9 protein-coding genes and 1 pseudogene are annotated in these 11263 nt (G+C 63.3%); 5 read left to right on the top strand and 5 right to left on the bottom strand.

The window, feature by feature from the left end:
* Positions 1-877 precede the first annotated feature (877 nt).
* Entirely contained in the window at positions 878-1003 is a 126-nt protein-coding gene (locus OC159_RS18815; protein ID WP_265502748.1) for a hypothetical protein, read from the top strand.
* 21 nt (positions 1004-1024) lie between these two features.
* Here OC159_RS18815 and OC159_RS18820 read toward each other — a convergent pair whose 3' ends face one another.
* The 5 genes from OC159_RS18820 to OC159_RS18840 form a co-directional block, all read right to left on the bottom strand.
* Positions 1025-1870 carry an ATP-binding cassette domain-containing protein gene (locus tag OC159_RS18820; RefSeq protein WP_322626750.1) on the bottom strand — a complete coding sequence of 282 codons (846 nt, stop codon included), beginning with the start codon at positions 1868-1870 and terminating at the stop codon, positions 1025-1027.
* Positions 1867-2706: an ABC transporter ATP-binding protein gene (locus OC159_RS18825; protein ID WP_265502750.1), complete on the bottom strand. Its 840-nt coding sequence runs from the start codon at positions 2704-2706 to the stop codon at positions 1867-1869. Before OC159_RS18825 ends, OC159_RS18820 begins: the two co-directional genes overlap by 4 nt.
* 5 nt (positions 2707-2711) lie before the next feature.
* The gene (locus OC159_RS18830; RefSeq protein ID WP_265502751.1) at positions 2712-3611 is read right to left on the bottom strand and encodes an ABC transporter permease subunit; all 900 of its coding nucleotides are present in this window, start codon (positions 3609-3611) and stop codon (positions 2712-2714) included.
* The gene (locus tag OC159_RS18835) at positions 3608-4615 is read right to left on the bottom strand and encodes an ABC transporter permease subunit (RefSeq protein ID WP_265502753.1); all 1008 of its coding nucleotides are present in this window, start codon (positions 4613-4615) and stop codon (positions 3608-3610) included. The genes OC159_RS18830 and OC159_RS18835 overlap by 4 nt, the downstream gene beginning before the upstream one ends.
* Positions 4616-4686: 71 nt before the next feature.
* Positions 4687-6288, bottom strand: coding sequence for an ABC transporter substrate-binding protein (locus tag OC159_RS18840; protein WP_265502754.1), 1602 nt, complete (start codon positions 6286-6288; stop codon positions 4687-4689).
* Positions 6289-6426: 138 nt separating this feature from the next.
* Between OC159_RS18840 and OC159_RS18845 the strand changes: the two genes are divergently transcribed.
* The 4 genes and pseudogenes from OC159_RS18845 to OC159_RS20275 all read left to right on the top strand — a co-directional run.
* Positions 6427-6615 (top strand): hypothetical protein, encoded by a 189-nt coding sequence (locus OC159_RS18845; RefSeq protein WP_265502755.1) that lies wholly within the window; start codon positions 6427-6429, stop codon positions 6613-6615.
* 185 nt (positions 6616-6800) lie between these two features.
* Positions 6801-10157, top strand: a complete 3357-nt coding sequence (locus OC159_RS18850) for a M10 family metallopeptidase C-terminal domain-containing protein (protein ID WP_265502757.1) — start codon at positions 6801-6803, stop codon at positions 10155-10157.
* 59 nt (positions 10158-10216) lie between these two features.
* Positions 10217-10609, top strand: coding sequence for a hypothetical protein (locus OC159_RS18855; protein ID WP_265502759.1), 393 nt, complete (start codon positions 10217-10219; stop codon positions 10607-10609).
* Between the two features lie 207 nt (positions 10610-10816).
* Positions 10817-10923, top strand: a pseudogene (locus OC159_RS20275) (IS3 family transposase); the annotation flags it as partial.
* Positions 10924-11263: the final 340 nt, after the last annotated feature.

Consider the following 11263-nt stretch of genomic DNA (forward strand, 5'->3'; position numbering starts at 1 on the left):
CTGGCCATCCCGGAAGTCCGCGCGCGTGATTTCGTAGCCGCTTGGCGGACGGCGGTTCCACGACCCGCGCATGGCGATGAAGGCGTCGCCGCGATATTCCTCGGGAAAGGCCGATCCCGTGCTGGCAGTGACCCTGCACGCCATGTGGCGCACCAACACGCTCTTTCGGCAGGTCGTGATGGCGTAGAACCCGAACGGATCTGACGCTGACCTTCAGCGCGACCGAATGCCTCCAGTTGGCGACGCGCCGCGCGGATGAGATCGTTCCCCGGACTGCGGCGGCGACCGCACACACCACCTTGATCAACCCGACCCTGAACGCAAACTTGCGCAGCCGGCATATGTCCCTACAACTCGGATCAATATGTCGCCTTTCTTGTGGACGCCGCAGGAACCAATATCGAGGCGGTCGATCTCGGCCCGGCCGCCCGCAGCGCAGTCTCGGTACGGTCGAGCTGGTGTCATGCGGACGCTTGTCGCCCTCCGGACTATGGCAGCATCATTGTGGTTGGATAGCCGGGCGCACCTCCACACCGGCTTGAGCCGCAACGACGACAAAACGCCGGAGCCGCGGCACTGGCCCACCGGTCAGCCTCATGTCGTATCGCCTGTGGCTGCGGCCTCGAACTTGCCTCCCCGGTCATCGCCCCCACGACGCGCCGCGCTTTTGCGCGGTCGGGTTGCCGACGTAATGGTGCAGGATGCGGGGCGAGGCGTGCCAGCTCAGCCGAACCGATCCTGCATCCAGCCCCACGGGGCCTGCGTGCCGCCCGCGGAACGAGCCTCCAATACCTGCCGGTCCCGGCCTCACCGACGCCGTTGTTCAACAGCGATATCGCGCCGTGAAGGGACGGCCAAGGCACCTCATGCAGATCGAATGCCAGGCCTTCTGACCGCGCGACTGCTCGGCCAACGTGACCGTGCAGTCGACAGCGAACTGGCCATCACCTTCGATACGACCCGGCTGTTCCGCTTCGATCAGGTCAGTCATCGCCCGCGCTGACCGGCGCATCGTGGGGCCGCTTTAGGTGGCGACGGCCTGCCGCGCGGCCTTGCGGCGGGCGACGCGGGCCCGGATCGCCTCGACATCGGTGACGGGGGTCGCTGCGAACAATTGCCGGGTATAGGGATGGGTCGGGTTGGCGAAGATCTCCTCTCGCGAGCCCTGTTCGACCGCTTCGCCCTTCGAAATCACCATCACCTCGTCCGCAATATAGCGCACGACAGACAGGTCGTGGCTGACGAAGACATAGGTCAGGCCCATCTCGTCCTGCAGATCGGCCAGCAGGTTCAGGACCTGCGCCTGCACCGACAGGTCAAGCGCCGAAACCGGCTCGTCCAGGACCAGCAGCGACGGTTTCAGCATCAAGGCCCGCGCGATGGCGATCCGCTGCCGCTGCCCGCCCGAGAACATGTGCGGATAGCGGTTGTAATGCTCGGGCATCAGGCCGACCTTTTGCAACATCGCCCTGGCCCGATCGCGGCGTTCGGCGGCGGGGACATCAGTGTTGATGACCAGCGGTTCGGTCAGCACGTCGCCAATCTTCTGACGCGGGTTCAGGCTGCCATAGGGGTTCTGGAACACCATCTGCACCTTGGAGCGCAGGTCCGGGCCGGGCCGGCGGGCGGTGATATCGATCCCCTGCCCTTCGATCAACAACTCGCCTTCGGTCGGGGCGTCGATCAGCGCGATGATCCGGGCCAGTGTGGACTTGCCCGAACCGGATTCGCCGACGATGGCCAGCGTCTTGCCCTTCTGCACGCTGAAATCGATGCCCTTGACCGCGCGGACGTTCTTGGCGCGGCGGACCATGCTGCCCGGAACGTGGTAATCCCGGACGATGGCGCGTCCTTCGACAACAGGGGTCATCGCGCAGCCTCCTCATTGAAGAAATCGGACACGGTCGGCAGGCGGTCGCCGGTCGCATGTTCCGGCAGGGCCGACAGCAGCGCCCGAGTGTAGGGGCTTTGCGGATTTTCGAACAGGTCCAGCACCTCGGCCTCTTCCATCTTGCGGCCCTTGTACTGGACCACGACGCGGTCGGCGGTCTCGGCCACCACGCCCATGTCGTGGGTGATCAGGATCAAGCCCATTCCGTGATCCTCTTGCAGCTTCATCAGCAGATCCAGGATCTGCTTCTGGATGGTCACATCAAGCGCGGTCGTCGGCTCGTCCGCGATCAAGAGCCGCGGGTTCGAGGCGATGGCGATGGCGATCATCACCCGCTGGCACTGCCCGCCCGACATCTGGTGCGGATAGGCCTTCATCTTCTCCTCGGGCTCGGGGATGCCCACGGCGCGGAACAGGTCCATCGCGCGTTCGCGGGCCGCCTTGCCCGACAGACCGAGATTGAGGCGCAAAACCTCTTCGATCTGGAAGCCGACGGTGAAGGAGGGGTTCAGCGAGGCCACGGGTTCCTGAAAGATCATCGTGATCTCGCGGCCGATCAGCTTGCGCCGTTCTGCGCCGGTCATGGTCAGCATGTTACGGCCGTCATAAGTCATCTGGTCGGCGGTGACGGTGGCGGTGTCGGGCAGAAGGCCCATCACCGCCAGCATCGAAACCGACTTGCCGGACCCGGATTCGCCAACGATGGCCAGAACCTCGCCACGATCCAGGGACACGTCGATGCCGTCCACGGCGGTAAAGCTGCCGGTCGCGGTGGCGAACTTTACGATCAGGTTGCGGATGGTCAGCAGGGACATGGGCATCAGCTCCGCTTCAGTTTGGGGTCGAGAGCGTCGCGCAGCCCGTCGCCCATCATGTTGATCGCCAAGACCGAGACCAGGATGGCCAGGCCCGGCAGGGTGACGACCCACCAGGCGCGCAGGATGAATTCGCGCGCCTCGGCCAGCATGGTGCCCCATTCGGGCGAGGGCGGCTGCGCGCCCATGCCCAGGAAGCCCAGGGCTGCGGAATCCAGCACGGCCGAGGAAAAGGACAGCGTCGCCTGCACGATCAGCGGCCCGAGGCAGTTGGGCAGGATGGTCTTGAACATCAGGCGCAGGTTGCCCGCGCCGGCCACGCGCGCGGCGGTGACGTATTCGCGCTGCATTTCACCCATCACGGCGGCGCGGGTCAGGCGGGCGAAATGCGGCTGATAGACGATGGCGATGGCGATCATCGCGTTGGTCAGCCCCGGCCCCAGCACGGCGACCAGGACAAGCGCCAGCAGCAGCGACGGGAAGGCCAGGATCACGTCCATCACCCGCATGATCACCGCATCGACCCAGCCGCGGAAGAAGCCCGCGATCAGGCCGATGATGACCCCGCCGATCAGCGCAATCGCCACCACGACGATACCGATGAACAGCGAATACTGCGCGCCGAAGATCAGCCGCGACAGCATGTCCCGTCCGACGGCATCGGTGCCCAGCAGGAACTCGGCCCTGCCCCCCTCCTGCCAGACCGGCGGAAGCAGGAAGGCGTCGCGATATTGCGTGGTCGGGTCGTGCGGCGCCAGGACCGGCGCGAAAATCGCCGTCAGCACCAGCAGGACGAAGACGAACAGCCCGGCCACGGCCCCCCGGTTCTGGCGGAAATAGAACCAGAACTCGGCCAGCATCTGGCGGCGGATCGCGCCGGTGGAAAGCTCTGCGGTATCGCTCATGACGCGCGGATCCTCGGGTTGATAAGGCCATAGGTCAGGTCGACCAGCAGGTTCACCACCATCACCATGCCGGCGATCAGCAGAAGGCCCGACTGCACGACCGGATAGTCGCGTCGCGCGATGGAATCGATCATCCACTTGCCGATGCCCGGCCAGCTGAAGATCGTCTCGGTCAGGATGGCGCCGGCGATCAGCACGCCGATCTGGAGGCCGATGGTCGTGATGACGGGGATCATGGCGTTGCGAAGCGCGTGGACGCCGATCACCCGACGGCGCGGCATCCCCTTGGCGCGGGCGGTGCGGACATAGTCTTCGCCCATCACCTCGAGCATGGCGGACCGGGTCTGCCGCGCGATCACTGCCAGCGGGATGGTGGCCAGCACGATCGACGGCAGGATCAGGTGGCTGACGGCGGACGTGAACGCTCCCTCCTGCCCCGACAGAAGGCTGTCGATCAGCATGAAGCCGGTGACCTGGGGAAAGTAATACATCAGGCTGATCCGCCCCGACACGGGGGTCCAGTCGAGAATGCCGGAAAAGAAGATGATCAGCAGCAGGCCCCACCAGAAGATCGGCATCGAAAAGCCGACCAGGGCCGACGTCATCGAGACCTGATCGAACCAGCTGCCCCGCTTGATTGCGGCCAGAACGCCCACCGGCACCCCGACCAGGGTGGCGATCAGGATCGCGCAGATGCCCAGTTCGACCGTCGCCGGGAACAGGGCCAGAAACTCGGCCAGGACAGGCTTCTTGGTGACCAGCGAATTGCCAAGGTCGCCTTGCAGCAGGCGCCAGAGGAAATCGAGATACTGCATCACGACCGGTTTGTCGAAGCCCAGCTGCGCGCTGAGTTCGGCATGGCGTTCGGGCGAAACGCCGCGTTCGCCCGCCATCAGCAGCACCGGGTCGCCCGGCAGGATGCGCACGAAGCCGAAGGCCACGATGGTGATCCCCAGGAAGGTCGGGATCAGATACAACAGCTTTGAAAGCAGGAAACGGACCATATGCCTTGTTCCTTTGGGAACGCGCGGGTTTTCGGCCCGCGCGTTCGTCTGTCAGACAATGTGAGGCAGGCTTATTCGGCCAGATCCACGGTTTCGAAGGTATAGTCGCCAAGCGGGCTCATGACGAAGCCCGTCACGTCGGACCGCATCGGCACGTATTGCGTCGAATGCGCGATGGTCAGCCACGGTGCCTGTTCCTTGAAGATCACCTGCGCCTCTTCGTAAAGCTTCGTGCGCTCCGCCTGGTCAGAGGTCACCTTGGCCTGCTGCAGCAGGTCCGAGAATTCCTCATTGCACCAGAAGGCGCGGTTCGCGCCGCCTTCCTGCGCGGAATCGCAGGACAGCAGCACCGACAGGAAGTTGTCGGGGTCGCCATTGTCGCCGGTCCAGCCCAGGATCACCGCGCCGTCGCGCCCGGCTTCCATCGACTTGGACAGGTATTCGCCCCATTCATAGGACACGATCTGCGCATCGACGCCGACCTTGGACAGGTCTTCCTGCATCAGTTCCGCGGTGCGGCGGGCATTGGGCATGTAGGGCCGCTGGACCGGCATCGCCCAGATGTTCATCGACAGGTTGGTGACGCCTTCTTCCTCCAGCATGGCCTTGGCTGCTTCGGGGTCGTAGGAGTCGTCCTCGACGGCATCGTTATAGGACCACATGGTCGGCGGGATCGGGTTTTTGGCCGGTTCGGCGGCGCCCTGGAACACCGCGTCGATGATGGCCTGCTTGTTGACGGCCATGTTCAGCGCCTTGCGGACCTTCGGATTGTCGAAGGGCGCAACCGTGGTGTTATAGGCCAGATAGCCCACGTTCAGGCCCGGCTGTTCGTCCAGCTTCAGGCTGTCGTCGGCCCGAATCGATTCAAGATCGGCGGGCGAGGGATAGGGCATCAGGTGGCATTCGCCGGCCTTCAGCTTTTGCAGCCGGACCGATGAGTCGGGCGTGATCGCGAAAATCAGGTCGTCGATCAAGGGCGCGGTGCCCCAGTAATCGGCGTTCTTCTGATACCGGATCACGGCGTCCTTCTGATAGGCGACGAAGCGGAACGGTCCGGTGCCGATCGGCATGTTGTTCAGGTCTTCCTTGGTGCCCGCCGCTTCCAGCGTATCCGCGTATTCCTTCGACACGATCGAGGCGAAGGGCATCGCGATGTTGGCCAGGAACGGCGCTTCCGGCCGGTTCAGCGTGAACTTGACGGTATAGTCGTCGATCTTCTCGACGGACTTCACCAGGTTCGGCATGTCCATCGAGGTGTAGTATTCATAGGTGATGCCAGGGATATACTGGTGCCACGGGTGGTCCGGATCGCCCTGACGCTGGAACGAGAAGATCACATCGTCGGCGTTGAAGTCGCGGGTCGGGGTGAAGCCGTCGTTCGAATGAAACTTGACGCCCTGACGCAGCTTGAACGTGTATTCCGTGCCGTCCTCGGACACTTCCCAGCTTTCAGCCAGGCCCGGCTCGACTTCGGTCGTGCCCTTCTTGAACTCGGTCAGGCGGTTATAGATCGGATGGCCCGACGCGTCGAAGGTGGTGCCCGCCGTGTAGGGCGAGGGATCGAACCCCTCGGGCGAGGCTTCCGAGCAGTAGACGAAGGTCTTTGCTTCGGCAAAGGCGGTGGTCAGCGCCAGCGCCGATACGGCCAGAAGACCGCGAGACAGGTGTTTCATGCGAATATTCCTCTTCGCTCTCTGTTGAACCCATGACCGCGCTTTTTGTCCCCGGGGGGGATTCGCGGTGCGTATTGTTCAGGCATACACCCGCTAGGGCACCATGCTCCACTAGCATCGGTTGATGACCAACAGGTCATGACCGAACTGAAAACAGGAATCAAGGTCAGTGTTATTTACCAATGGCAGCGGCGGCCTTGTTGCGCCCTGGTTGAGCGCCGGCAGCTTGCCGGCTTCATGAAAGAGATTTGTTCCCGCAGTCGCCGTCATGAGAACAAGTCCGCCCATTGCGCCCTCTCCACAGGCGAAAACTTGCCTTTCACTTAAGTTAATAATCCTAAAGCATTGAAGAACCGGATGTTCCACGCCGCGGCTCCCCCGAACTTCAGTCGTGGACAGGTTGTGGTGCCAGGCTCATCATCAACCCTGATGAAGGCCCCGCCATGCAGTACATGCAAAGCGTGGCGGCATCCACAGGCTGACGACCCACGCAGCATAACCACCAATGGTTGATGAACAGGGAGAGCAAGATCATGCCGACTTCGATCCAGAACGGGGACGACTGGTGGATCAATGACCAGACGCCAGACAATCCCTTCGGAAAAAGCGACGATTACGAGGCCTTCCTCGACTATCTCGGCGCGCTGAATCGCAGCCTGACGCCCGAAATCGCCGCCGAGCCGCTGCGCATCAACGTCCATGAACTGAACAACCACCCCGACTACAAGGACGCGGCCATCGGCGCCCTGTCGGTCTGGTCCTCCGTCACGCCGCTGAGGTTCGAGGTGGTCGATGACGCGCCTTTCGACAGCAGCACCGACTGGATGCAGGTGGTCAGCCCCGAGCTGGGCGAACCCAGCGATGGCAGCGCCTTTTCCAGCAACCGCTATGTCAGCATCGGCCAGCGTTTCCATGACACCGAACCGAACCTGACCGATATCGGCGGCTATGTCTTCGATTCCTTCGTTCACGAATTCGGCCATGAATTCGGCCTGAACCACCCCGGCCTTTACAACTACAGCGGCCCCGGCGGTGTGCAGATCAACTATCTGAACAACGCGACCTGGATCTATGACCGCCAGCAATACAGCGTCATGTCCTATTTCGACGGGATCGACGTGGGCGAGGAAAGCCGCTGGTCGGCCGTAACGCCTTTGATGGCCGACATCGAGGCGGTCATACGCCGGTTCTTCTCGACCGTCGATGCGGCCGGGCAGCGCACCTACCAGACGATCGACCTGAACACCGGCGATGATGTCTATGGCTTCAACAGCACCGTTTATGGCTACGAACTGACCTCGACCGGGATGCAGCGCGATATCGGCTTCGTTATCCATGACACCGGCGGCAATGACACGATCGACTTTTCCGGCTCGACGGCGGGCACGATCCTGGATCTGCGCGCGGGGCAGTTTTCCAGCGTGAACGGTCACAGCAACAACGTGTCGATCTTTGCCGGGCACAACGCGGACGCGACCGAATACTATGTCGAAAACGGGATCGGCAGCCGCCATGACGACATCCTGATCGGCAATGACGGAAACAACGTCCTCGACGGACGCGGCGGCCGCGACCGCATGGCCGGCAACGGCGGCGACGACACTTATTTCGTGGATTCCGCCGATGACATCGTGCGCGAGGAAGCGGACGGCGGAAACGACACGATCATCGTGCTGGCCGAGGGCCTGGACCTGGGTCAGATCGAGAACGTCGAGACCATCATCTATTCCGGCGGAAGCCCGGTCGATCCCGGCGATGACGCCGATGATTCCACGGGCGGCGGCATGCCCCTTGCCGGCATCCTGTTGGGAGATCAGGGCAGCAACACCTTGAACGGTGGCGCCGGCGGCAACACGATCTTCGGCCTTGGGGGCGACGATCTGATCATCGGCGGGCGCGACTCTCTGGCCAGCCGCGACATCAACAACACGATTCCCGTCGCGGATCTGGAGGATCAGACCGAAAGCGACGACGGGGACGACGCGCTTTATGGCGGGAACGGCAACGATACCATCATCGGCGGCGCGGGCGACGACACGCTGGATGGCGGCAATGGCGACGACCACATGATGGGCCAGGACGGCGTCGACGTCTTCCGCGGCGGCGCGGGCAGCGACACGGTCGATTTCAGCCAGGAAAGCCCGTTCCAGCTGCTGGTCAACCTGCAAACCAACGTCGCCAGCGGCGGCACTGCCTCGGGCGATACGTTCTACAGCATCGAGAACCTGATCGGGTCGGACGACCGGATCGACCGCTTCATCGGCACGGGGGCCGCGAACCATTTTCGTGGCCAGGGCGGCGGCGATTACTTCAACGGCCGTGGCGGCAACGACCTGCTGGATGGCGGCAATGACGGCGACATCCTGTATGGCGAAGGCGGCGATGACACGGTCATAGGCGGCGCGGGTCAGGATTACATGAACGGCGGCGCCGGAATCGACACGGTCGTCTATGCAGGCAGTTCGGCCGCCGTCAGGATCGACCTGGCCGAAGGCTCCGCCCGTGGCGGCGATGCCGACGGACCGGTGCAGATCGTCGGGCGCGGCACGGTCATCCGGCACGACATCCTTTCCGGCTTCGAGAACGCGGTCGGGTCCCAGTTCGACGACCACATCATCGGCGACGATGGGGCCAACAGCCTGTCCGGCGGTTCGGGCGACGACACCCTGTCGGGCGGCGAAGGCCGCGACACGCTGACGGGCGGGGCGGGGCGCGACACGGCGGATTATGCCTATGCCGCGACCGGCGTCCGCGTCGGACTGGGGCTTGGCGGGTCCGAAGGCGACACCTTTGTGTCGATCGAGAATGTCTCGGGCTCGGGGTCGGGCGATCGGCTGCAAGGCAATGCCGGCGCCAACGTGCTGACCGGCCAGGGGGGGGACGACGACCTTCGGGGCGGACGCGGTGATGACACCCTGCTGGGCGATTTTGCCGCCCAGGGCGAGGCCGTCCCACGCCCCGGCCTGGGCAGCGGCTATGCGACGCTGGGGACGGACGCGACGAACGACTCGATGGAGACCGCCTTCGACATCTCCGACAACTTCTCGTTGACTGCTGACCCGGACATCTTCGACTCGACCACCGTTCTGCACACTACGGTCAATGCCACGGGAACCGGCGAAGCCGGTTACTACAGGATCGACCTGGCCGCAGGGACGCTGATCACGATCGACATCGACAGCATTGCCGATCCCAATGTCCATGACAGCTGGGTCAGGCTTCTGGACAGCGACGGCAACATCGTTGCCCAGAACGATGATGGCGGCGGCGATCCCGGCTCGAACAGCAACCGCGATTCCTCGACCGTCTTCACCGTCGAGGAAACCGGCAGCTATTACATCGTCGAGGGCAGTTGGTCGCCCGACGCCCCCGGCGACGGCTGGTCGCCCTCCGTTCCCGAGGGTTCGACCTACAAGCTGAACGTCTCGGTCGAGTTCCCGCCCGAGCCGGTCCAGCCGGGCGAGGCAGGTCAGGACACCCTGCGCGGTGGGGCGGGCAGCGACCTTCTGGACGGCGGGCTGGCTGCGGACGTGCTGATCGGCGGCGCGGACGCGGACAGCTTCCGCTTCTCGACAGCGCTCGGCGACGGCAATATCGACCGGATCAGGGATTTCGACGTTGCCGAAGACCTGATCCTTCTGGCCAGGGACATCTTCGACGGGATCGGCGACCTGGGCGCCCTGGCGTTCGGAGCATTCCACAGCAGTTCGACCGGCGCCGCGCAGGATGCGGACGACCGTATCGTCTATGACCGCGACAACGGCTTCCTGTCCTATGATGCCGATGGCTCGGGCCAAGAGGACGCGATCAGGTTCGCGCGGCTGGCTGCGGATCTGAACCTCTCGACCGAGGACTTCTACATCGTCTGAGACGTCTTGGAACGCGGCGCACACTGCGCCGCGTTCCGCCAAGGATGAAGGAAACCTGGATGAAGCGGCTTGTAGATCGCCGGATGATACTGCTGGCTGGCGCCTCTGCGGCGGTGACACGGGTCGCCTTGGCCGACGCGGCGCGTCCCGCCGAGATCACCGTCAAGATCGGCTTCGAGGGCGGCAAGCCCATCCCCAAAGGCCGTCTGGTCGCCTATCTCGAAGGTCCAGCCGAAGCACAGCACGTGGCTGCAAGGGCGGATACAGAAAGCAACGGCAAGCCGAGAGAGATACGCATCCCCCTTCCCCTGCCCCCTGGCACGGACATGTCTTCGCCACGGCAGGTCGTGGCAGAGCTGCAGCGCGACGACGGCTGGCTGCTGGCCCGAGGCAGCGCGCAGGTCGAGGAGGGTTTGTCTGCCGTGATCACCCTCTACATCGTCATGTACTAGGGTCAGCCCCTATATAGTCACCGGCACCCCAGCGTGTTGACCGTTTCACGCTGAATAACCAGAGAAACACCACATACTTCGGCTGAGCATGCGGCAGAAGCGGCGCATCCAGCCCTTCCTTCCCCGAGTGCGAGGGCGTGCGCGATGGGGCGACTGCAATGTGCTGAGCGGCAGCATCTTCGTCAAGTGGAACGGTCTGCGCTGGCAGAGCACGGCATCGCCCTGACCTATATACAGCCGGGAAAGTTTCAGCGGAAGCGCCTGTCGAGCGTTACAATCGGACGGTCAGCCACCAATGGATGGACCTCCATATCTGAGAAATCGAGAAGGTGCAGCTGATCGCCACCGATCGACTCAGGACCTGACCTGTTCGGCCTGAACATTTCCTATCTCATTGATAGGTAGCCTTTAATTTGTAATTCTTTTCGCCTTGAAGTGCAGGATATCATGTACCTCGTCCGTCCTGAACAACACTTAGCTCGTTGATTTTGCGCGATGAAGCTACGGATTTGCTCGCGTTGAATCGCAGGGTTTGAGCTACTCCTCGATCCTTGGACAGTTTTCCGGCTGATTTAAGCTACTGCCTGCGCCTGCTGATCGGTTTCGATGGTGTTGAAGTAAACCACGGCAGGCGGCTGCCCGCCATGGGCGGTG

The sequence above is a fragment of the Paracoccus beibuensis genome (genome assembly GCF_026162625.1).
Taxonomy (GTDB): Bacteria; Pseudomonadota; Alphaproteobacteria; order Rhodobacterales; family Rhodobacteraceae; genus Paracoccus; species Paracoccus beibuensis.

Coding starts and splice junctions, on each gene's coding strand:
- OC159_RS18830 (WP_265502751.1), bottom strand. CDS start 3,611: ATGAGCGATACCGCAGAGCTTTCCACCGGCGCGATCCGCCGCCAGATG.
- OC159_RS18815 (WP_265502748.1), top strand. CDS start 878: ATGCCAGGCCTTCTGACCGCGCGACTGCTCGGCCAACGTGACCGTGCA.
- OC159_RS18835 (WP_265502753.1), bottom strand. CDS start 4,615: ATGGTCCGTTTCCTGCTTTCAAAGCTGTTGTATCTGATCCCGACCTTC.
- OC159_RS18855 (WP_265502759.1), top strand. CDS start 10,217: ATGAAGCGGCTTGTAGATCGCCGGATGATACTGCTGGCTGGCGCCTCT.
- OC159_RS18840 (WP_265502754.1), bottom strand. CDS start 6,288: ATGAAACACCTGTCTCGCGGTCTTCTGGCCGTATCGGCGCTGGCGCTG.
- OC159_RS18820 (WP_322626750.1), bottom strand. CDS start 1,870: ATGACCCCTGTTGTCGAAGGACGCGCCATCGTCCGGGATTACCACGTT.
- OC159_RS18850 (WP_265502757.1), top strand. CDS start 6,801: ATGAACAGGGAGAGCAAGATCATGCCGACTTCGATCCAGAACGGGGAC.
- OC159_RS18845 (WP_265502755.1), top strand. CDS start 6,427: ATGACCGAACTGAAAACAGGAATCAAGGTCAGTGTTATTTACCAATGG.
- OC159_RS18825 (WP_265502750.1), bottom strand. CDS start 2,706: ATGTCCCTGCTGACCATCCGCAACCTGATCGTAAAGTTCGCCACCGCG.